The 21,788-nt window shown below is 65.5% G+C and carries 19 protein-coding genes; 8 read left to right on the top strand and 11 right to left on the bottom strand.

The genetic code is table 11. The features are described 5' to 3' along the window. The first annotated feature begins 44 nt into the window (after positions 1 to 44). Entirely contained in the window at positions 45 to 854 is an 810-nt protein-coding gene (pyrF, locus tag ACVWWJ_RS04885; protein WP_456966970.1) for an orotidine-5'-phosphate decarboxylase, read from the top strand. Positions 855 to 980: 126 nt separating this feature from the next. Then, positions 981 to 1,364 carry a DNA-binding protein gene (locus ACVWWJ_RS04880; protein ID WP_159895037.1) on the top strand — a complete coding sequence of 128 codons (384 nt, stop codon included), beginning with the start codon at positions 981 to 983 and terminating at the stop codon, positions 1,362 to 1,364. Positions 1,365 to 1,409: 45 nt separating this feature from the next. Here the strand turns inward: ACVWWJ_RS04880 and def are convergent, their stop codons facing one another. After that, entirely contained in the window at positions 1,410 to 1,946 is a 537-nt protein-coding gene (def, locus tag ACVWWJ_RS04875; RefSeq protein ID WP_159895035.1) for a peptide deformylase, read from the bottom strand. Positions 1,947 to 2,085: 139 nt separating this feature from the next. On the opposite strand from def, the gene ACVWWJ_RS04870 reads away from it, so the two are divergent. Both ACVWWJ_RS04870 and ACVWWJ_RS04865 read left to right on the top strand, forming a co-directional pair. Then, positions 2,086 to 4,161, top strand: coding sequence for a carbon starvation CstA family protein (locus ACVWWJ_RS04870; RefSeq protein ID WP_159895033.1), 2,076 nt, complete (start codon positions 2,086 to 2,088; stop codon positions 4,159 to 4,161). Then, entirely contained in the window at positions 4,158 to 4,346 is a 189-nt protein-coding gene (locus ACVWWJ_RS04865; protein WP_159895031.1) for a YbdD/YjiX family protein, read from the top strand. The genes ACVWWJ_RS04870 and ACVWWJ_RS04865 overlap by 4 nt, the downstream gene beginning before the upstream one ends. 19 nt (positions 4,347 to 4,365) lie before the next feature. Here the strand turns inward: ACVWWJ_RS04865 and ACVWWJ_RS04860 are convergent, their stop codons facing one another. Next, the gene (locus tag ACVWWJ_RS04860; RefSeq protein ID WP_159895029.1) at positions 4,366 to 5,076 is read right to left on the bottom strand and encodes a FadR/GntR family transcriptional regulator; all 711 of its coding nucleotides are present in this window, start codon (positions 5,074 to 5,076) and stop codon (positions 4,366 to 4,368) included. Between the two features lie 134 nt (positions 5,077 to 5,210). On the opposite strand from ACVWWJ_RS04860, the gene ACVWWJ_RS04855 reads away from it, so the two are divergent. Next, entirely contained in the window at positions 5,211 to 6,353 is a 1,143-nt protein-coding gene (locus ACVWWJ_RS04855) for an aldose epimerase family protein (RefSeq protein WP_456966969.1), read from the top strand. Between the two features lie 10 nt (positions 6,354 to 6,363). Here ACVWWJ_RS04855 and ACVWWJ_RS04850 read toward each other — a convergent pair whose 3' ends face one another. The 5 genes from ACVWWJ_RS04850 to xerD all read right to left on the bottom strand — a co-directional run bounded on the left by ACVWWJ_RS04850 (position 6,364) and on the right by xerD (position 13,970). Further along, positions 6,364 to 7,269, bottom strand: coding sequence for a DMT family transporter (locus ACVWWJ_RS04850; RefSeq protein ID WP_456966968.1), 906 nt, complete (start codon positions 7,267 to 7,269; stop codon positions 6,364 to 6,366). After that, positions 7,266 to 8,117, bottom strand: a complete 852-nt coding sequence (locus ACVWWJ_RS04845; protein WP_456966967.1) for a glycosyltransferase family 2 protein — start codon at positions 8,115 to 8,117, stop codon at positions 7,266 to 7,268. The genes ACVWWJ_RS04850 and ACVWWJ_RS04845 overlap by 4 nt, the downstream gene beginning before the upstream one ends. Further along, positions 8,114 to 11,977, bottom strand: a complete 3,864-nt coding sequence (gene purL, locus ACVWWJ_RS04840) for a phosphoribosylformylglycinamidine synthase (RefSeq protein ID WP_456966966.1) — start codon at positions 11,975 to 11,977, stop codon at positions 8,114 to 8,116. Before purL ends, ACVWWJ_RS04845 begins: the two co-directional genes overlap by 4 nt. Before the next feature lie 224 nt (positions 11,978 to 12,201). Then, complete coding sequence (locus ACVWWJ_RS04835; protein WP_159895050.1) at positions 12,202 to 12,951, bottom strand: DsbC family protein; 750 nt, start codon at positions 12,949 to 12,951, stop codon at positions 12,202 to 12,204. 89 nt (positions 12,952 to 13,040) lie between these two features. After that, complete coding sequence (gene xerD, locus ACVWWJ_RS04830; RefSeq protein WP_456966965.1) at positions 13,041 to 13,970, bottom strand: site-specific tyrosine recombinase XerD; 930 nt, start codon at positions 13,968 to 13,970, stop codon at positions 13,041 to 13,043. 82 nt (positions 13,971 to 14,052) lie between these two features. On the opposite strand from xerD, the gene ACVWWJ_RS04825 reads away from it, so the two are divergent. Next, positions 14,053 to 14,541, top strand: a complete 489-nt coding sequence (locus tag ACVWWJ_RS04825; RefSeq protein WP_456966964.1) for an RDD family protein — start codon at positions 14,053 to 14,055, stop codon at positions 14,539 to 14,541. Here ACVWWJ_RS04825 and ACVWWJ_RS04820 read toward each other — a convergent pair. Together ACVWWJ_RS04820 and ACVWWJ_RS04815 are read right to left on the bottom strand one after the other, a co-directional pair. Next, positions 14,534 to 16,552 (bottom strand): hypothetical protein, encoded by a 2,019-nt coding sequence (locus ACVWWJ_RS04820; protein ID WP_456966963.1) that lies wholly within the window; start codon positions 16,550 to 16,552, stop codon positions 14,534 to 14,536. The two genes, ACVWWJ_RS04825 and ACVWWJ_RS04820, sit on opposite strands and share 8 nt — an antisense overlap. Before the next feature lie 58 nt (positions 16,553 to 16,610). Beyond that, a complete protein-coding gene (locus ACVWWJ_RS04815) occupies positions 16,611 to 17,633 on the bottom strand; it encodes a hypothetical protein (RefSeq protein ID WP_456966962.1) in 1,023 nt (340 codons plus the stop codon). Positions 17,634 to 17,837: 204 nt separating this feature from the next. Between ACVWWJ_RS04815 and fusA the strand changes: the two genes are divergently transcribed. Next, complete coding sequence (gene fusA / locus ACVWWJ_RS04810; RefSeq protein WP_456969658.1) at positions 17,838 to 19,877, top strand: elongation factor G; 2,040 nt, start codon at positions 17,838 to 17,840, stop codon at positions 19,875 to 19,877. A gap of 40 nt (positions 19,878 to 19,917) precedes the next feature. On the opposite strand, the gene ACVWWJ_RS04805 is transcribed toward fusA, so the two are convergent. Together ACVWWJ_RS04805 and ACVWWJ_RS04800 are read right to left on the bottom strand one after the other, a co-directional pair. Then, on the bottom strand, positions 19,918 to 20,463 hold the full coding sequence (locus tag ACVWWJ_RS04805; protein ID WP_456966961.1) for a type 1 glutamine amidotransferase domain-containing protein: 546 nt from the start codon (positions 20,461 to 20,463) through the stop codon (positions 19,918 to 19,920). A 157-nt stretch (positions 20,464 to 20,620) separates the two neighbouring features. After that, positions 20,621 to 21,100: an SET domain-containing protein-lysine N-methyltransferase gene (locus ACVWWJ_RS04800; RefSeq protein WP_159893583.1), complete on the bottom strand. Its 480-nt coding sequence runs from the start codon at positions 21,098 to 21,100 to the stop codon at positions 20,621 to 20,623. 146 nt (positions 21,101 to 21,246) lie between these two features. Here ACVWWJ_RS04800 and ACVWWJ_RS04795 point away from each other — a divergent pair, with 146 nt between their 5' ends. Next, positions 21,247 to 21,747, top strand: a complete 501-nt coding sequence (locus ACVWWJ_RS04795) for a hypothetical protein (RefSeq protein WP_159893585.1) — start codon at positions 21,247 to 21,249, stop codon at positions 21,745 to 21,747. Positions 21,748 to 21,788 lie beyond the last annotated feature (41 nt).

The raw sequence follows: 21,788 nt of genomic DNA, 5'->3' as shown, positions 1-21,788 counted from the left end.
CATCGGCTCCTACATTTTCAGAACACCGACAAAGCGAGCCGACGATGAACTTCATGACCGCCCTGAAGGACGCCTGGCGTCGCAATGACTCACTGGTCTGCGTCGGACTCGATCCCGAACCGGGTCGCCTTCCCGCCGGACTTTCAGGCGACGAAGGCATCTTCAGCTTCTGCCGGGACATCGTCGATGCCACGGCCGGTCTGGTCTGCGCGTACAAGCCCCAGATAGCCCACTTCGCGGCACAGCGTGCGGAAGGCGTCCTGGAACGGCTGATCGCCCATATTCACGACAAGCACCCGGGCATCCCGGTGATCCTCGATGCCAAACGCGGCGACATCGGCTCCACGGCAAAGCACTACGCCGCCGAGGCGTTCGAACGCTACGACGCCGACGCGGTAACGCTGAACCCGTATCTGGGCCGGGACTCTATCCAGCCCTTCCTGGAGCGCGCGGACAAGGGTGTGGTCCTGCTCTGCCGTACCTCCAACCCGGGTGGCGCGGACTTCCAGGCGCTCGACTGCGGCGGCCAGCCGCTCTACATCCGCGTGGCGGAGACGATTGCCCGGGAATGGAACGAAAACGGCAACTGTGCGCTGGTGACCGGTGCAACCTGGCCGGAAGAGCTTGGGCAGGTTCGTGCGGTCGTCGGCGACATGCCCCTGCTGGTCCCCGGCATCGGGGCGCAAGGGGGCGACATCGGGGCGGTCATGGCCCATGGACGGACCGCCGATGGCACCGGCCTGATGATTTCATCCTCGCGCGCCATCCTTTACGCAAGTGCCGGTTCGGACTTCGCGGAAGTAGCACATCGAGCGGCCGATGAAATGAGAAAATCGGTCAACTCGTTCCGTTAGTGACAGCCAAAACAAAAAACAGTCGCAAATTGCACGACTTGGCAACTGCAAAAGGCTTACGCTGCTAGTCCGGGCTATCCAACAATACCGGGTCTTGAAGCGCCAAAGCGTTCAACCGGAGTTGTCATGCCACCTATCAACCGAGGTTTTTCCCAACGTCTGCATGTCGCGCTGGACATGGCCGGCGTGAAGAAAGGCCGCGGCCGTATCACCCAGCTGGCTGACCTGTTCGACGTCAGCCGGGAAACCGCCCGAAAGTGGTTAAGTGATCTCGGCCTGCCCGAACTGGAGCGCCAGATCGACATGGCGACCCGCTTCGGGGTGAATTTCGAGTGGTTGGCCACAGGCCGCGGGGCACCGAATGGCGCCACCGGGGTGCGTGAAAGCCCCGCCCTTTATCGCGCCGATTCGCGGGAACAGCTGCGCCTTGTCGGGCTGGTCAGCCGGCTACCCAAGGAACGCCGTAAGGCGCTCCTGGTGATCATCGAGGCCCTTGCCGAGGCCGAGTAACGGATCCGCTGTGCGTCTCGCGCACAGCGGTTTTTGCGGCCATTCTCAATCGTCCCCGATATCCATGCCCGGAAAGAGCACGTCGGTGTACCCGAACTTTGCGAAATCCGTGATGCGCGAGGGATAGAGCCGCCCGATCAGGTGGTCGCACTCGTGCTGGACCACCCGCGCATGAAAGCCCTCGGCGGTCCGGTCGATGACTTCGCCCTTCGGGCCAATGCCCTGGTAGCGGATGAGCGAGTAGCGGTTCACGGCGCCACGAAGCCCCGGAACGGACAGGCAGCCCTCCCAGCCCTCTTCCATGTCCTGCGACAGCGGGGTGATTACCGGATTGAGGAGGATGGTTTGCGGTACCGGAGGTGCATCCGGATAGCGCTCGCTGCTATCGAACCCGAAGATGACCAGCTGGAGGTCCACGCCAATCTGCGGCGCGGCCAGGCCTACGCCGCCGGCATGGTGCATCGTGTCGAACATGTCGGTGATCAGGGCATCCAGCTCGGCGCTGCCGACCATTGCGTCCGGAACAGGGGGTGCGATGCGGAGCAGGCGCTCGTCGCCCATTTTCAGGATCTCGTGAATCATCGCTGTCGCCATGGGGATGGAGGATGGGTTGAGCATACGACTATTCGACCAATGGCTAATACGTCATGACCGCCCCATGCATTGACCCCCGGGACCGGGGGGACGACCCTTGTGCCATCCGCGAGGGGAGCTCCAGACCATGCACAGCGCCATCCCGAAACCCAGTCCCGCAGGGAAGATCCTGTGGGCCGCCATCGCCATCGTCGGCGCCTGGTGCCTTGGCGTCGTCGCCCTTCGGCGAGACGAACCGATCAATGCCATCTGGCTGGTCACCGCGTCCATCGCGGTGTTCCTCATCGGCTACCGCTTCTACAGCCGACTGATAGCCACCGGCGTCCTCCAGCTCGATCCATCCCGCGCCACACCCGCCGTCCTGCGCAACGACGGCCTGGACTACGTTCCCACCGACCGCTGGGTGGTCTTCGGCCACCACTTCGCCGCCATTGCCGGCGCCGGCCCACTCGTCGGTCCGGTCCTCGCCGCCCAGATGGGCTACCTGCCCGGCACGCTGTGGATCCTGGTTGGCGTGGTCTTCGCGGGCGCGGTGCAGGATTTCATGATCCTCGGCCTCTCGCTTCGTCGCGACGGTCGCTCACTCGGCCACATGCTGCGCGAGGAGCTCGGCGAGGTACCGGGCGTCATCGCCATGGTGGGCGTGCTGGTGCTGATGATGATCGTGCTGGCCGTACTGGCGCTGGTCGTGGTCAAGGCACTCACGCATAGCCCGTGGGGCACGTTCACCGTTGCCGCCACGATCCCCATCGCACTGTTGATGGGCGTGTACCTCCGTTACATCCGGCCGGGCCGCATCCTCGAGATCTCGATCATCGGCCTGGTGCTGCTGCTCGCGTCGATCTGGTACGGCAAGACGGTTAACGACACTCCCGCCATGGCCGCCCTGTTCGACTTCGACGCGAAGTCGCTGGCGTGGTTGCTGATCGGCTACGGCTTCTTCGCCTCGGTGCTACCCGTGTGGCTGCTCCTCGCACCACGCGATTACCTGTCCACCTTCCTCAAGATCGGTACGATCGCCCTGCTCGCCCTGGCCATCTTCCTGGCCGCGCCGACCCTGCAGATGCCTGCGGTCACCAAGTTCATCGACGGCACCGGCCCGGTCTTCTCCGGCAACCTGTTCCCCTTCCTGTTCATCACCATTGCCTGTGGAGCGGTGTCCGGCTGGCATTCGATCATCGCCTCGGGCACGACGCCCAAGCTCCTCGCCAACGAAGGCGAAGCGCGCATGGTCGGCTATGGCGGCATGCTCATGGAGGCCTTCGTCGCCATCATGGCGTTGATCGCCGCATCGTCCCTGCACCCCGGCGTGTACTTCGCCATGAACTCGCCCGGTGCCCTCGTCGGCACCACGGTCGAGCAGGCCGCGCAGACCATCAGCACCTGGGGCTTCCTGGTCACCCCGCAGGAGCTGACCGAAACCGCGAAGAACATCGGCGAAGGCACCATCCTCGGTCGCGCCGGTGGCGCGCCGACACTGGCGGTCGGCATGGCGCAGCTGCTCCACGGGATCCTGCCCGGCGAGGGCATGATGGCCATGTGGTACCACTACGCGATCCTCTTCGAAGCGCTGTTCATCCTCACCACCGTGGACGCCGGCACGCGTGTTGGCCGCTTCATGATCCAGGAACTGTCGGGAATGGCCTATGCGCCCCTGAAGGAAACCAAGTCCTGGGTCAGCAACATCATCGCCACCGTGATCTGCGTGGGCTTGTGGGGTTACTTTCTCTATCAGGGCGCCGTGGATCCGCTGGGCGGGATCAACACCTTGTGGCCACTGTTCGGCATCGCCAACCAGATGCTTGCCGCGATTGCACTGATGCTCGCCACCCTGGTCACCGTGAAACTCAAGCGGGAGCGCTATGTGCTCGTGCCCGGCGTGCCCGCCGCATGGCTGGTCATCTGCACGCTCACCGCCGCCTGGCAGAAACTCTTCGACAGCAAGATCAGCTTCACCGCCGCCGCGCAGAAGTATGCCGACGCGATGGCCTCGGGCAAGATGCTCGCACCCGCAAAGACCGCTGAGGAGATGCAGCGCATCGTCACCAACAACCGCGTCGACATGGCCCTCACCGGCCTGTTCATGCTGCTGGTGCTGACCATGCTGTTCTTCTCGCTTCGCGCCATCGCCCGCGCCTGGCGCGCGAATCATCCGACCGCGCACGAAGAGCCGTATGTGGCGCTGTCGAGTGTTGCGCCATGAAGACGCCGGCGTTCTGGAAGTGGGCGGTGCAAACCGCCCGCCTCTGCTGCGGCGTCCCCGATTACGACGTCTATGTAAGACATCTGCGCGAGCATCATCCCGAGAAAAAGATTCCCAGCTATGGGGAGTTTTTCCGGGAACGGCAGGAGGCGAGGTATCGCGGGACCGGCGGGCGCTGCTGCTGATTCAAGCAGACAGGAGCGCCTAGGCGCGGCGTTTGCCTTTGCGCATATTCGCGCGCGAATCCGCGATCATCGTGCGCATGGCAACTTCGGCTTCGTTGGGCCGGCGGCGGCGGATGGCTTCGTAGACCGCACGATGATGCGGAAGCGAGTACTTGAAGTTCTTCGCGGTGCGCGCCGACATGAGGAAAAACGTGGCCAGGGCCGTTTCGATGACCGAGAACAGCGAGCTCAGGAGTTCGTTGTTGGTGGCCATCAGCACGGCATCGTGGAACCGCAGATCGGCGGCGGCCCAGGTATCGAGATCCACGGCCTCTTCCATCTCGTCCAGCGCCGCGGCGATCACCAGCAGTTGTTCCGGCGAGCGACGACGCGCCGCCGCCATGACCGCGGCCGGCTCGATGATCTCGCGCATCTCGACCAGCTTCTCGACGAAATCCTCGGTCGGCATCGCCGCGCAACGCCAGGACAGCACGTCGGCGTCGAGATGATTCCAGAACGCCGGAGCGCGCACGCGCATGCCGGTCTTCTGTCGGGTCTCGATCAGGCCCTTGGCGGCCAGCACCTTCAGCGCTTCGCGAAGGACGGTCCGGCTTACCGACATCTGCTCGGCCAGCTGCGATTCGCCCGGCAGAGGCTCGCCGGGCGTTAGTACGCCGCTGACGATGGACTCGCCGATCTCTTCGATCACACGCGCGTGAAGGTTGCGCGTTCCCCCTGCCTTCAGAGCCATGGATGTTCCAACACCGGACCAAACGGGACGTCAATCGTAGCCGACTTGGACTGCGGGGCGATGACGCACCGCAACTTGTTATTTGTCTGACAAATATGATCTTGTCGGGAGATTGCTGGCAACCGGAGTGGATCATGAGAAAGTTCGGAACGGGTTTGGCCACGGCGATCCTGCTGGCCAGTGCGACGGCCGCCTCGGCCGGTGAAGCGTCGAAGGCGTCGTTCGGTAGTACGCCGGATGGCAAGGACGTCACCCTTATTACGCTGACCAATGGCCACGGCATTACCGCCAAGGTGCTTTCGCTGGGCGCCGCTCTGTACGCGCTCGACGTCCCAGACAGAAGCGGCAAACCGGGGGACATCGTGCTTGGCTACCCGGATCTGAAAGGCACGTTCGCCATGCCCCAGTACTTCGGCGACACCGTGGGCCGGTATGCCAATCGCATTGCGAAGGGCAAGTTCACGCTCGATGGCAAGCAATACAACGTGCCGGTGAACAACGGACCCAATTCGCTGCACGGCGGCAAGGTCGGCTTCGACAAGGTGATCTGGAGCGTCGACAAGGTCGAATCGGGCGCAGCGCCCAGCGTCACCCTCACGTATGTGAGCCCGGATGGCGACCAGGGTTACCCCGGCAAGCTCACGGCCACGGCGAAGTACTCGCTCGATGACAAGAACGAACTCACCATCGAGTACACCGCAACCACCGACGCGCCCACGATCGTCAACATCACCAACCACACGTACTGGAATCTCGCCGGTGAAGGCTCCGGCAGCGTCATGGACCAGCGACTGATGATCGCGGGCGATGCCTACCTGCCCACGGATGCGACGGCCATTCCCACGGGCGAGGTACGCAACGTCGCCGGCACGGATTTCGACTTCCGCAAGGCCAAACCCATCGGCAAGGACGTCCGCGATGCGAAGGAAGAGCAGATCGTCTTCGGCCGCGGCTACGATCACAACTGGGTGATTTCCAGGAAAGAAGCAGCGCAGCCGCGTGAGGTAGCACGGGTGAGCGACCCGAAATCCGGACGCGTGTTGTCGCTGTGGTCCGCCCAGCCGGGCTTGCAGTTCTATTCGGGCAACTTCCTCGACGGCACCACGTCGGGCAAGGCCGGTGGCGTCTATCGTCAGGGCGACGCCTTCGCCCTGGAGCCGCAGATTTTCCCGGATACGCCCAACCATCCGGACTTCGGCTCGGCACGACTGGAACCCGGCAAGACGTACCGCAATGTCATGACGTACAAGTTCTCGGTGGACAAGGGCGCGAAGTAACGCGCCCGGCTTACACCTCGTGGTGCAGCGCTTCCGCCGGTTTCTTCCGGCGCAAGCGCGGCGCCAGCTCCACCATGTACATCGCGGCCAGCACCAGCGCGCCGCCGCCGATCATCCGCGTCGTCAGTACATCCACGCCCAGCAGTACGGCAAAGCCTGCCGCGAACACCGGTTCGGTGGTCATGACGATGGCGGCGCGCGTCGCAGGCATATGGGCCTGCGCCCAGGTCTGCACCAGCATGGCGAAGGCGCCGGCGATCAGCGCCATATAGAGCACCGCAATCCAGGCGTTCGTGTCCGGCGGCAAGGCGGGACCGTGATGCGGGAGCGTTGCCATGACGCAGACGAAGGCGATGCCGACCATCTGCACCGCCGACATGCCGAAGGCTTCGCCGGACTTCGACCAGTGGCCCAGCCCCACGATGTGCAGGGCATAGAGCGCGGCCGAGGCGAGAGTCAGCAGGACGCCGAGATCCACCTCGAAGCCGTTCAACGCGAGCACCCCCAACCCCACCATCGCCAGCCCGACGGCAACCCAAGTCGTGGCTGGCATGCGTTGGCGGAAGATCAGCAGCGCGAGGATGGGTGTGATCACGACGTACATGCCGGTGACGAAACCACTGACACTGGGCGAGGTAAGCGCCAGCCCCTCGGTCTGCAGCCACTGCGCGAAACCGTAGAGCACGCCCAGAGCCAGTCCGCGCAGCATCTGCGCACGACTGAGGCGCCAGACCGGCCGTGCGAACAGCATCAGCATCGTCACGGCGGCGATCAGGAAGCGAACAGCGAGGAAGTCGGTCACCGACATGCGCCCGACGACGTCCTTGATCAGGACGAAGGTGGATCCCCAGATAGCCGTGACTGCGAGAAGACCGAGCGTGGCGAGTCCGCTGTCACGCGATGACGCGTGGCTCACCGACGGCGACGCCGCGCAAGCTGGCCCGGAATCTTCAGCACGAAGTGCGCCCAGATGCCCGCCCATACGACCGCACGCAACAGCGGATTTCGTGCGGCGGGGTCGTGGCGACGGAACCAGAGGAACATGCTGCGATGCTTGTGCCGGCTGACGAAGACCGGCCGGTGCCGGCTCGAGCCGCCCTTGCCGTGCAGCACGCGAACGTCGCCCGCCAGCACCACGCGATAGCCGGCGTCGCGAGTGCGCCGGCAGAGGTCCATGTCTTCGCAGTGCAGGAAGAAGGTTTCGTCGAAGCCGCCGAGCCGATCGAACACGGCGCGCGGCACCAGCAGGATCGCACCGGAAACGATTTCGACGTCTTCGGCGCCGTCCGGAATGGGCCCCGTGATGTCGATGCCGTCGTCACCCTTCCTGCCGAGCAGGGTAGTCAACGAACGACGAAACAAGGGATCGCGCCGCCGCGACGCTGCGTCGGGATGACCGGCACTGTCGCAGACCACGGCACCGACGATGCCCGTGTGGACGTCGATGTGCGCCGCCATGCGAGCGATGGTGTCCGGCTCGACGAGGCAATCCGGATTGAGTACGAGGAGCCGATCGCCACGCGCTTGCGCGGCGCCACGATTCACCGCTGGCCCGAAACCGAGGTTCGCCCGGTTGTAGACCAGGCGAACCCGATCGTCGTCCGCGTAGGCACGATCGAGTGCTTCGGGGATACCGTCGGTTGAACCGTTGTCGACGACGATGATCTCGACGGGAACCTCACTGGCGAGCGCGTGATCCACGCACTCGCGCGTAAACGGCCCGCTATCGGCAAGCACGATGACGATGCTGGTGAGAGCGTTCATCCCACCCAGACGCGCGCGTTGCGGAACATACGCATCCACGGGGAGTCCTCGCCCCAGTTCTCCGGGTGCCAGCTCAGCTGGGCCGTACGGAACACACGCTCCGGGTGCGGCATCATGATCGTGACGCGACCGTCGGCCGCCGTGAAGGCAGCGAGGCCGCCCGGCGAACCGTTCGGATTGAGCGGGTAGCTCTCCGTCGGCTTGCCGCGGTTGTCGACGAAGCGTGCCGAGCCATGGCTCTTCGACGGGCTGCACACGTTCGGGAAGTAGACCCTGCCCTCGCCATGCGCAACGGCCACCGGAATACGCGAACCGGTCATGCCACGGAAGAACACGCTGGAGGAATCGAGAATCTCCAGCGTGGCAACCCGCGCTTCGTACTGTTCGGACTGGTTGCGCAGGAACTGCGGCCAATGCTTTGCGTCGGGGATGATGTCCTTCAGCTGCGACATCATCTGGCAGCCGTTGCACACGCCGAGGGCGAACTTGGTACCGTCTTCGAAGAAGCGTGCGAACTGCTCTCGCAACGCGTCGTTGTAGAGGATGGACGTGGCCCAGCCACGCCCTGCACCGAGGACGTCACCGTAGGAGAAACCACCGCAGGCTGCGAAGCCGCGGAAATCCTTCAGGTGGTGGCGGCCACTGGCGAGGTCGGACATGTGGACATCGACAGCGTCGAAACCGGCACGGCTGAAAGCCGCCGCCATCTCGACCTGGCCATTGACGCCCTGCTCGCGCAGGATCGCCACACGCGGGCGCACGCCGGTGTTGATGTACGGCGCAGCGATGTCTTCCGCGGGATCGAAGGTGAGCTTCGGCGAAATACCCGGGTCGGCATCGTCGAGGCGCCAGTGGTTTTCCTGGTCCGCACTCTGCGGGTTGTCACGCAAACCCTGCATTGCGTAGCTGGTTTCGTTCCAGGCGCGGAACAGCTCGGTGAAGTTCCACTTGAACGCCGTCTCGCCGTTGAGGTGAAGCTTGATGCCGAGCTTCTCCTTCGGGCGGCCCACGTGGTGGCTCATGCCGGCGAGGTTGTACTTGACCAGCAACTGCTCGAAGGCTTCCCGGTTGGCGGCCGCGATCTGCACCACGGCGCCGAGCTCTTCGTTGAAGAGGGCGCGCAGTGTCGCCTCGGCCCAGCCATCAAGGCGCAGCTCGAGTCCGCAACGACCGGCGAAGGCCATTTCCAGCAAGGTGACGATGGCGCCGCCGTCGGAGCGGTCGTGATAGGCGAGCAGCAGGCCAGCCGCATTGGCTTCCTGGATCAGCTCGAACATCGCGCGCAGGCGCTTCGGGTCATCGAGGTCCGGCGGCACGCCACCAGCACGATTGAACACCTGGGTGAGTGAGGAACCGCCAAGGCGATCGCGACCCGCACCGAGATCGATCAGCCACAGTTCGCTGTCGCCGCGATCGAGCTTGATCTGCGGCGTGAGCGTGCGACGGACGTCGTCCACGCGCGCAAAACCGGTGATGACCAGCGAGACCGGGGAGACGGTCTTCTGCGCCTTGCCGGTCTCATCCGTCCACACGGTTTGCATGGACAGGGAGTCCTTGCCGACCGGGATCGAGATATCGAGCGTGGGGCACAGCTCCATGCCGACGGCCTTCACCGCGTCGAACAAAGCGGCGTCTTCGCCCGGATGGTTCACGGCGGCCATCCAGTTGGCGGACAGGCGCACCTCGTCGAGCTTCAGCGACGCGGCTGCCATGTTGGTGATCGCTTCACCCACGGCCATGCGCGCGGCATCGGCACTGTTGAGCAGGGCGATCGGCGCGCGCTCGGCCATGGCCATGGCTTCGCCGGTATAACCGTCGAAATCGGTCATGGTCACGGCGACATCGGCAACCGGCACCTGCCACGGACCGACCATCGGGTCACGTGCGTTGAGGCCGCCGACGGTGCGGTCACCGATGGTGATCAGGAAGTTCTTGCTGCCGACGGCCGGCAGACGCAGGACGCGCATGAGCGCTTCGTCCATGCCGATACCGGTGAGGTCGGCGACGAGATCGACGCGCGGCTTAACGCGCACGGCGTCACGATGCATGCGCGGCGGTTTGCCGAACAAGACGTCCATGCCGAGATCGATCACGGTGAGGTCGCGGCGCGGGTCCTTGACGATCAGACGTGCTTCCGCCGTCGCATCGCCTACCACTGCATACGGGCAGCGCTCGCGGGCACAGAAGCCTTCGAACAGCGGGAGGTCTTCCGCACCGATCGCCAGGACATAACGCTCCTGCGATTCATTACTCCAGACCTGCATCGGCGAGAGGGTCGGGTCATCGCATGGCAGCGCCGACAGGTCGATGATGCCGCCGACGCCGGCGTCGTTGAGGATCTCGGGAATCGCGTTGGAGACGCCGCCCGCGCCGACATCGTGGATGCTGACGATGGGATTTTCGTCGCCGCGCGCCCAGCAGCTGTCGATGACCTGCTGACAGCGGCGCTCCATCTCGGCGTTATCGCGCTGCACCGAAGCGAAGTCGAGTTCGGCACTGGACGTGCCGGACGAGACCGATGAAGCGGCACCGCCACCCAGGCCGATCAACATGGCCGGACCACCAAGCACGATGACCTTGTCACCCGGACGAACCTTCCGCTTCTGTACGTGGTCCGGACGGATCGCGGCGAGACCGCCGGCGATCATGATCGGCTTGTCGTAACCACGGCGGACGCCCTTGTCGCCAGTTTCCTGTTCGAACGTGCGGAAGTAACCGCCCAGTGCGGGACGACCGAATTCGTTGTTGAAAGCAGCGGCGCCCAGCGGGCCGTCACGCATGATTTCAAACGCCGACGCCATGCGCGGCGGCAGCGGGCGATCTTTCTCCCACGGGCGCGGCAGGCCCGGGATGCGCAGGTGCGACACGGAGAAACCGGTGAGGCCAGCCTTCGGCTTGCCGCCGCGACCGGTCGCACCTTCGTCACGGATCTCGCCACCGGCGCCGGTCGCGGCGCCCGGCCACGGCGCGATGGCCGTCGGGTGGTTGTGCGTCTCGACCTTGATCGCGAACGGCGCGGATTCGGCGACGGTGCGGAAGACGCCATCTTTCGGATCGACGAAGAGGCGATTGCCTTCGTAACCTTCAATGACTGCGGCGTTGTCGTGATACGCGGACAAGGTGTGCGCAGGCGACTTCTGATGCGTGTTCTTGATCATGCCGAACAGGGAGTTTTCCTGCGTCTGGCCATCAAGCGTCCAGGTCGCATTGAACACCTTGTGGCGGCAGTGCTCGGAGTTCGCCTGCGCGAACATCATCAGCTCGGCATCGGTGGGCGCACGGCCCATTTCGGCGTAGCGCTCGGCGAGATAGTCGATTTCGTCGTCGGCCAGGGCCAGGCCCAGCTGCTGGTTTGCAGCGGAAAGCGCAGCACGCGGATCCAGACCGAGGTCGATGTGGCCAAGCGGGCCCGCTTCACCGGCCAGGAACAGGCCGGAAGCATCCGCCAGCGAGGCCAGCGGCGACTGCACCATCGGATCGCAGAACGCACCCATGATGGCGGCGTAGCTGGTGTCGGTGGGATCCGGCATGCCGGTGACCCGCCACGCGGTACCGCGTTCCACCCGGCGCACGTCGAATCCGGCGCCATGGAGGATGTCGGTGGCCTTGCTGGACCAGGGCGAGATCGTGCCCAGACGCGGCACGACCCAGAAGGTGGCCTCGTCCGGGGTACCCGGCTTCGCTTCGAGCACGGACAGCAGGCGCGCACGCGCCTCGCCTTCCGGTGCGACGGCGACGTCGACGAAATAAGTGAACCAGGCGGCCTGGACGCGCGTCCCGTGATGCAGGGCATCCAGGTGGGCATTCAGTCGTTCGAGGCGAAACGGAGAAAGGGCGCTCTGCCCGTCGAGTGCGATCATGCGGGGGGAAAAGGCGCTGCAGGAAAACGCCTATTCTACATGATGTTGCGCGGCAGCATCGGGCGTAAGGAATCGCCGCTGAAGCGGCTCCCACACAGGGCCCGCCTATCCAGTCACAGCCGCCAGCCCACCCAGTCAAAGCCGCCAGCCCTGCCAGTCAAAGCTGCCAGCCCTGCCAGTCAAGCCGCCTCATGTGGGAGCCGCTTCAGCGGCGATGCCCCGCCTCAGCCGTTACGGGCAGACCCCGCCGGGGCAGTCAGCGCCTTCAGCATCTGCTCAGGGGTCAGGTAGCCCCCGATCACGTCACCGTTCTCGTTGACGATGGTCGGGGTGCCGTTGACGCCCAGGCGCTCGCCCAGCTCGAACTCGTCCTTGACCGGATTGGCACAGCTGGCGGCCTTGACGGCGCCGCCGGACATCGCGGCGTCGAAAGCGCTCTTGCGGTCCGCGGCGCACCAGACCGAAACGGCCTTGGTATACGACGGGGTGTCGTTGCCAGCGGTGGTCTTCACGCCTTCGCGCGGCCAGAACACGTACTCGACGGCGATGCCCTGCTTGTTGAACTCCTTGATCTGCGAGTGCAACTGCCGGCAGAAACCGCAGTCCACGTCGGTAAACACGGTGATCGTGTGCTTCGGGTTGGCCGGCGAGTACACGAGCCGCTGGGACTCGGGCACCTTCGCCAGCTCGGTCTTGCGCAGGCCGGACCAGGCCGCCGCGCTGAGATCGTTCTTGGTCTTGAGATCGACGAGATTGCCGGTAAGCAGGTAATGCCCGTCTGCGCTGACGTAGACCATGCGGCCGGAGGCGATCACCTGGTAGTAACCGGGCATCGGGGCGGGCGCGATGCTCTGCACTTCGATGCCAGGGCCAATACCTTCGACGGCGGCGCGCACGGCGGCCTGGTCGTCGGCGGCGCTGGCCGTCATGGCGAAAGCGCCAGCCAGTAGCGCCGGGAGGATCTTCTTCAACATAGCGGACTCCAATCTGCTACCGGGGGGAAAGCGGGCAGGTGTTGGAACACACGCCACGCCATCGGTTCCCCCGATTGTGCCACGGTCGCTCAGCCGCGCGGGTGATGCTGGGCGTGCAGTCGCTTCAGCCCTTCCTTGGCCACCAGCGTGTAGATCTGGGTGGTGCTCAGCGAGCTGTGGCCGAGCAGCATCTGCAGCGCACGCAGGTCGGCGCCGTGGTTCAACAGATGGGTAGCGAACGAATGACGGAGCACGTGCGGTGAGACGCGCTTGCCCGGGATGCCTACCTGCATGGCGTAGCGCTTCACGAGAGTCCAGAACATCTGCCGGGTCATTCCGTCGCCGCGACGGGAGAGAAACAATGCCGCAGGCTGGCCGTGGCCCTTGGCCAGTTGCGGACGCGCCTCACGCAGATACGTCTCCACGTGATTCAGGGCTTCCTCACCGACGGGGACAAGGCGGTCCTTGCCGCCCTTACCGGTGACCCGAAGCACCCCCTGTCGCGTATTCAGGCCCGCCAGCGGCAACTCCACCAGTTCGGATACCCGCAAACCGGATGAGTACATCAGTTCGAGCATGGCGCGGTCACGCTGACCCAGCGGGTTGCCAAGGTCAGGCGCGACGATCAGGGCTTCGATCTCGCGCTCGGCGAGCGCCTTGGGCAGGCTGCGCGGCATACGTGGTCGCTGCATGAGCAGCGTCGGATCCTCACGGGCACCATCGTCCCGGGCGAGCTGCGCGAAGAAGCGACGGAATGCCGACTGACGCCGCGCCATGCTGCGCACAGCCACGGGCTGGCTGCCGTGATAGGCGGAAATATCCTCACGTCCGGCCGCAGCCAGGGAGCGTCCGCGCGTACCGAGCCAACGCGCCAGGCCCTGCAGGTCCTGCCGGTAAGCTTCGAGCGTGCGGTCGGCAAGGCCGTCCTCTGCCCAGATGCGCTCGATGAAGCGTTCGATGAGACGCGCGTCTTCGGCGGCGAGTTCGGCGACGGACGATGATTCGGGTTCGACTGGCATGCAGGGATGGTCGCATGAGTGGGTCGGAACCTGCGCGTCGTTGCCCGTCTACAATGCCGCGTCGCCACCGCCACGGAATCGCATGACCCCGACCTCGTCCGCTCCTGCCTGGCGCCGCTTCGCGGCCATCGTCTACGACGTGCTCGCGGTGATAGCGATCGTGATGGTCGTCGGCTTGCTTGCGCAGATGGCCACCGGTGGCAGGCTCTTCGACGAGCACGGGCGGATGCTCACCTGGTGGTACCAGCCGTTACAGGGTCTCGTCGTGGGCGCCTACTATCTGATGTCGTGGGTGCGCGGAGGGCAGACACTGGGCATGCGACCGTGGCGGATCCGGGTGACCGACGCCGAGGGGCGTCCGGTTCCTTGGCAAAAGGCCCTCGTCCGGCTGATCGTCGCCGCCCTGCCCCTCGCACTGGTCCTGATTGCACCGGTGACCTCCCTGAAGGCCGCCCTCTGGGCTCCGATCATCGGCTGGCTCGTGCTGCTGGCACCCGCATGGTTCGACCGGCGCCGCCGTGCCATCCACGACATGATCGCCGGCACCGAGATCCGGCGCCTGCCTACTTGAACTGATCGCTGGCGGGAACCCACGAGCCGCTCGCCGCATTCGGCGCGGGCACGTTGATCTTGATTGAAGCCTCGCAGCCTGGCGGTAGCGGACCGCCGGCAACGCGCGCCGCCGTGCAGTACGCCGTGTTGTCGAGGGCCACCGGCGCGGCAGCGACCGTGGCCGAATTCGCCGGCGGCAGGTTCTCGGCCAGCGGCTTTGCCGGTGCCATGGTCTGGTTCTTTGCCGTGGCGTCCGCGTTCATCGCCTTCGGCGGACCGTCGCCGCCGCAGCCCAGGGTGAAGATCGAAATCGCGTTCATCGCCGCGCCGGCCTTCGCGCCGCCCGCACCCTGTGAACCGGCCGTGCCGGGACCGACCGTGCAGTTGAGGCGAATGCCGCGCGGGAGTGGCACGGCAAAGTGCGCCGTCGACGCTTCAACGCCGTGACGAAGCGCGGTGTCCACGCTGGATTCGCCCTTGGGTGTCCACGCACCGTCGAACCGTGTCGGCTTGTAGTCGACGTGGAAATGGGGGCCGTTCTGCACGGTGAGGTTCCCGCGCGGCTTGAGCTCCGTGTAGGCGCCGACCTGGCCGGTTTTGTCACCCTGCCCACCAACGACGCCGTCGTCGCGGTTGGACGTACCGTTCGCGCCGGTCAGCCGTTCGCCCTGGTCCGCACCCTTGGCGGCGCCTGGCTTACCGGATTCCTGTGCGGCACCCGGTGTATTCGAGCCAGCGACATCGGCATTGCCGGGCGAGACCTTTCCGGCGGGCTGACCCTTGACCGGCTCGGCCGCCTGATTCTCTCCCTGCTTGCCCTGGGTCGCCGCGGCCTGGGCCGTGGATTCGCCGGCCGCCGTGTCACCCGGCGCCTGACCTGGCGCGGAGGGCGCCGTGTCGACGCCCACTACCGGGCGTTGCATTTCACCGGGAGATACGGCGGGCGCCTGGACAGTGGGACGGTCCACCGTGGCGACCGGCGCCGATACCGAAGGCTTCGTCGTCGCGTCAGGCAGGGGAACGGCCTCGAGTTCTGCCTGCGCCTCGACTGGCGGCGCCTGTATAGGCTGCACCGCTACCTTCGGCGGCACGGGACGCGTGTCGACCGTCAGGTCCGGCGTTGGCGTAGCCGGCTCCGGTGCAACCTGGGGCAACGGTGCTTCCTGCGGCGTCGGCGGCGCAGAACTCTCCTCGACTTCCGGGCGCGGCACGGTGGCCAGGGTCATCGCCTGGGTCGGCACGGGCGTCGTGCGCTCCGCCGTGATCGTGGGCGGCGTCGGCGTCACGGTCATCTGCGCCGCCGGTGTCGGCGGAATCGACAGCGAGGCCGGCGGCGGCATGGCCTGGGAGCCTTCGTCCCTTGGCGGACGCACCGGCTCAGGCTGGAAAGCCGGCGGCACAACCTGGGGCTTCGGCGTGTCGACCGCGAGATCGGGCGGCGCGGGCGTCGGCAGCGGGACTTTCTCGAGGTCGCGCTGCGGCGGCGGGGCCTTCGGCTGGACGACAGGATGATCAACCACGGCCGCGACACTCGGCGGCGGTGCGACGGGTTTCGGGGCTGCCTTGACCTTCGGCGGCTGTGCCGCGGGTACGGCGACTGCGGGAGGCGTCTGCGTTTTTGCCGAGGCCACCGCCGCCGCGTGGGACCCGCGCGCGGCGCGACTGGCCTTGGTGTCCCAGGTCGTCGTGTGCTTCACCTTCGCAACGGGCGCTGTCGACGGCGTGCCGCGCACGGGCGGCACGGGCGGCGGCGGTTTGTCGAGCAGGCGCACCTGCAGTGCATCGGGATTTTCAGGCTCGGGTGGTGGCGGCAACATGTCGTATGCCGGGCCGAGAATCATCCCGAACAGGAACACCAGGTGGATAAGGATCGTGCCCACCCAGCCGGTGATACGCCGCAGGCTTTCCCGCGGCTTCTCGCGAAGCAGGCGCCGGTAGACGAGCGCGCGCATCGCCGCCTCGCGGGGCGAGACGGGCAGCGAATTCGCGGCGATCGATCGATCGCTGTCCGGCGGGCCAGGGGTATGCATGGACGACTAGTGTCCATGCTGCGGGCGCCGCAGACAATCGCCACGTCGACCCGCGACGCTACTTCCCGGCGCGACGTTCCCGCTCGGCGTTCTCCTGATCCATCGCCTTCAACGGAATGTCCGAGGCGCAGCCTTGCGGAAGTGGCTTGTCGGCGCGGAACGCGGCGATGCACTGTGCTTCGGTCGGCGGCGTCGGCTGGTCGGGAAGGTCTTTCGCCAACAGGTTCGCCGGTGCCATGTTGAGGCGGACGTCGCCGTCCTTCTTCGAGGCCTTGGAGGGGTCTTCCCCGCTGCATCCGGCAGGGAGGACGAACAAAACCGTCGCGCAATTGATGCGGGTGCCGTGGCCGAGGTCGACGGTCTGCTTCACCGTGGTCTTCTCGATCACCTGGCGAACGCCTTTGCTCAGGGCGTTTTCGTCACGCGGCGCCCAGTCCTTCTCGAAGCGAGTCTGCGTGTAGGTCACCGTGGTCTTGTGCGACATGATCCCGGTGTCGTCGGTGGGCTTGCGCGGCACGAAGTCCGGCTTCGATCCCGCGCCCGAGGTCGGCATGGCCACGGACCCGTCGGCACCGAACAGGTTGGGTTGCGAGGCCGGGGCGGCTGCCGGCGCCGGCGTATTCGTGTCGACCGGCACCTCGTCCTCCGGCTTTTTTTTCGGACGCGGCGGCTCGGGCCGCGTCGCCTCGGGCGAGCGCACCTTCGGGGGAGGCTCCGAAACGGGAGGCGGAGGAGGTACGTCGGCGACCGGTGGCGCGGGGCGCGTCGGTTCGATGAAGCGCACTTCCAGCACGTCGGGACGGTCGTCAGGCTTGGCGAAGCTGACCAGTACCCGCGGCTGCATCTCGTAGCGCACGAGGAAAATCAGCACGATATGCAGGATCAGGGCGGCGGCAAGCGCCAGCGTGAAGCGAACCCGGTCACGAGGCGGCGGACGGCGGCCGATGGCGTGGAGCGCCACGAGGGTCGCCGCGTCGATCGGAACCAACCCGCGCGACGACGCCTCCGGCGCGAGCCGGTGGGGTTCGACGAAGGGCGGTGGCGCCTTACCGGGATATTGCACGCGAGCGGGAGTCCCCATGGGGCCTTCGGAAGTGGGACAGGATAGTGGCGCGCCGCTGAGCACAGCGTAAGCCCCGGCTTAGAGACCGCGTGGATGGGCGAAGATTCCCCTTGCGTCCGGCCCGGGTTCGGAGAACCCTTGGAAGTGGCGTTGGCGCGCCTGAACCACCACCGCCATGAGCGTCCGGATTGCCCGGACGACCTTGAGAAGGAGGGTCGCATCGTGTCGCCATCCACGGAACGCATCCGCAGCCTCGCCCTTGCCGGCCACGCCGGCGCAGGCAAGACCACCTTGTTCGAAGCCCTGCTCCACGCCGGCGGCGCACTGACCACCCCGGGCAACGTCGAACGCGGCAGTACGGTCTCAGACACCGATCCCATGGAAAAGGCACGGGGCCACTCCATCGATACCTCGATCGTCTCGATCGAACGCAACGGTTACCGCATCCACCTCGTCGACACCCCCGGATACGCCGACTTCCGCGGACCCGCGCTCGCCGCCCTGGCTGCCGTCGACACCGTGGCGATCGTGGTCAACGGTGCGAACGGCATCGAGCACGGCACACGCACGATGATGGCCCACGCAAAGGAACGCGGCATGGCGCGCATCGTCGTGATCAACCGGATCGACGCAGAAGGTCTCGATCTGGCCGGGCTGGTCGATACGATCCGCGAGGAATTCGGCAACGAATGCCTGCCCCTCAACCTGCCCGCGTCGAAAGGACATTCGGTACGCGACGCTTTTTTCCAGACCGCGGGCGACACCGACTTCTCATCACCCGGGGAGGCCCACCAGCGCATCATCGACCAGGTCGTCGAGATCGACGACGAGGTGATGGAGCATTACCTCGAAGCCGGCGAGTCCGCGCTGTCCGCCACCGAAATACGCGGCGCCCTCGAACACTGCCTGCGAGACGGACATCTCGTACCGATCGTCTTCACGAGTGCTCGCGATGGAATCGGCGTCACCGAGTTACTGGAGCTGGTTGAACGTATCCTGCCCTGCCCGACCGAGACCAACCCGCCGCCGTTCCGCGACGATGCCGGCGCGCCGTTCGACGTCGCTGCCGACGCCTCGCGCCATGTGGTCGCCGACGTGTTCAAGATCGTCAACGATCCCTTCGTCGGCAAGCTGGGCGTGTTTCGCGTCTGGCAGGGCACGGTGCGCAAGGATGCCCAGCTTTTCGTCGACGACGGTCGCAAGCCGTTCAAGGTCGCCCATCTGTTCCGTCTGCAGGGGCGCGAGCATATCGAGGTGGACGAAGCATTGCCCGGCGACCTTGCCGCGGTTGCCAAGATCGAAGACATCCATTTCGATGCCGTGCTTCACGACGCTGCCGACGAGTCGCGAATCCACCTCGAACCTTCCGCATTTCCGGCACCGATGTTCGGCCTCGCGGTCGAGCCAGCGCACAAAGGGCAGGAACAGAAACTCTCCCAGGCACTCTCGAAACTCGCCGAGGAAGACCCTTGTTTTCGGGTCGAACATCACAAGGAACTCAACGAGACCGTGATTCGCGGGCTGTCCGACCTGCATCTGAAACTCATGCTGGAACGGATGAAGGCGCGCTACGACGTCGATGTGATCACCCATCCACCGCGCATCGCCTACCGGGAAACGATTGCCGCCGGTGCCGAAGGCCACCACCGGCACAAGAAGCAGACGGGCGGCGCCGGGCAGTTCGGCGAAGTCTTCCTGCGCGTCGAGCCACTCGAACGTGGCAGGGGCTTCGTGTTCGACGACGAGACCAAGGGCGGCGTGATTCCCGGCCAGTTCATGCCGGCTATCGAGAAAGGCGTGCGCCAGGCATTGGATGGCGGCGCGATCGCGGGCTATCCGATCCAGGATGTTCGCGTCATCGTGTACGACGGAAAGCATCATCCCGTCGACTCGAAGGAAGTCGCCTTCATCAGCGCGGGTCGCAAGGCGTTCCTCGACGCTGTATCGCGTGCGCATCCTCAGGTGCTGGAACCTGTCGTGGACCTCGAGGTATCGATTCCCGAACGCTACGTCGGCGACGTGACGGGCGGACTGGCATCGAAGCGCGCGCACATCATGGGCACCGATTCGTTACGTGGCGGCGAGACGCTGATCAAGGCTCGCGTGCCGCTCGCGGAACTCACGGACTACTCGACGCAGCTGAAGGCCATGACCGGCGGACAGGGGCGTTATGCGATGGCGTTCAGCCATTACGACGCGGTGCCTGCCGGGGTGCAACGGAAGCTGGCGGAGCAGTGGAAGCCGCATATCGAGGACGATTGACGCAGGGCGTCGCCGCTGAAGCGGCTCCCACCCGGAGCTGTCAGGCAGCCAGCAGCTTGATCAAGGCATCCGTGAACGCAGGGATATCATCAGGCTTACGGCTGGTAATGAGGTTGCCGTCCTGGACGACCTGGCTGTCTTCCCACGTCGCGCCGGCATTGCCCAGGTCCTGTTTGAGCGAGGGCCAGGAGGTGATTCTCTTGCCCTTTACCAGGCCAGCGTTGATCAGGGTCCAGGGGCCATGGCATATGGCCGCGACCGGTTTGCCCGCGGCAGAAATCGCCTTGACGAGATCGAGGACCTTTTCGTCGGTGCGCAGCTTGTCGGGATTGATGACGCCGCCCGGCAGGACGACCGCGTCGTACTTCCCGGCATCGGCCTTGTCCAGGTGCACATCGACCTTTACGGACTTGCCCCAGTCCTTTTTGTCCCAGCCCTTGATCTCGTTGGCGTCGCCGGGCGAGATCACGTCAACGGTCGCGCCGGCCGCCTCGAGCAGGCGCTTGGGTTCGGTCAATTCGGACTGTTCGAAGCCATCGGTGGCCACGACCGCGATGCGGCGGCCGTTGAGCTGTTTGTCTGTCATGCGGGTTCTCCTCGGAAAGTAAGCCGAGGATGGAAACCGTGGCATGAGGGCGGCGTCGCGCCCGTGTTGGCGCTTCGTGGGCAAACGTGAAGGAGCTTCTAACCGATGAACGGTTCCTACCAGGCACGTTGCGGGAGCATCCGTGCCGGAGGAGGGCTCAGGCGGCTTTGCGCTTCGGCTTGAGCATCGTGCCGATGCAGTCGGGCGAGCCGCACAGGCAGGCCCAGACCTTCTTCAGCCGCGCCGTGTGCGGCATGTCCAGCGTGATGCCGTAGTCGTACGTCAGCTCCTCACCCGGTGCGATATCGCGGATGGCTTCGATGAGCACGCGGTCGTTCTTCGACGGCTTCCCCTCGACCGCTTCCTCGATCACGGCCTGGCAGTTCGGATCGCAGCTGTGGTTGATCCAGCGCGCCGTGTTGCCGTTGCTGTTGCCGTCGACGATGAAGCGCTCGTTGAGGGTGAACAGGAAGGTATGGCCGGTTTCGCCCCCGTCGCCGTACTTCTTGTCCGCCTGGGCGTGGGTGATGCGATCGCCCTTGTACTCGACGACTTCGTCACCGGACTTGATCGGGGCGGTGGCGAAAACGCCATTTCCGTGGATGGGAGAGCGTCGGGCAGCGATACGTCGGGTCATGGGAGAGCACGCAGAAAGGTCAGTACGGATGATGCCTGCTCGACCGGCCCTTGGGAACCGCGTTTGAAACGCACGTCTCGCGCGCGGGGCCCGGCCGGCGCTACCATCGAACGACTGTTCGACACCCACTGCCGGAAATCCAGGGAATGACCCCGATCGCTCGCATCACGCTTTTCCGCGCGGCGCTGCTGGCCGTGACAGCGCTACTGGCGGCCTGTGGCCCCGAGAAAAAAAGCGTCTATCCACCAGCGGTTACCTTGCAGGACGTACGCGCCAAACCGGGCGATACCTGGCATGTGACGCTGCGCCTGCGTAACAACAGCTACGGCGGCATGTCCTTCGACCGCTTCCAGGGAACGCTGCGCGTCGGCGATCTGGGCGGCGTGCTGATGGACGCGAAAATCGACCAGGACATCCCCTCCTTCGCTGCAGACGTGACCGTCATCGACATCCTGCCCACGGCCGAGATGTCCAAGGCGCTGGCCGAACTCGCCGCCAAGGGCAGCAACGGCTCCCTGCCTTATGCCATCGACGGCCGCATCTCGGCCACCCCGGAAAAAGAGGACAAGTCGCGCACGTTCGACGTGCACGGCAAGAACTGGCTCTCGCCGGTACCCGGCATTCCCGATACCTACCGCTCTCCCTGATTACTCCATAGCCGCGCTTGCCGCGCCTGCCAGGATTCACG

The sequence above is a fragment of the Luteibacter sp. HA06 genome (genome assembly GCF_054061215.1).
This window is presented reverse-complemented; position numbering and strand designations above follow the sequence as displayed.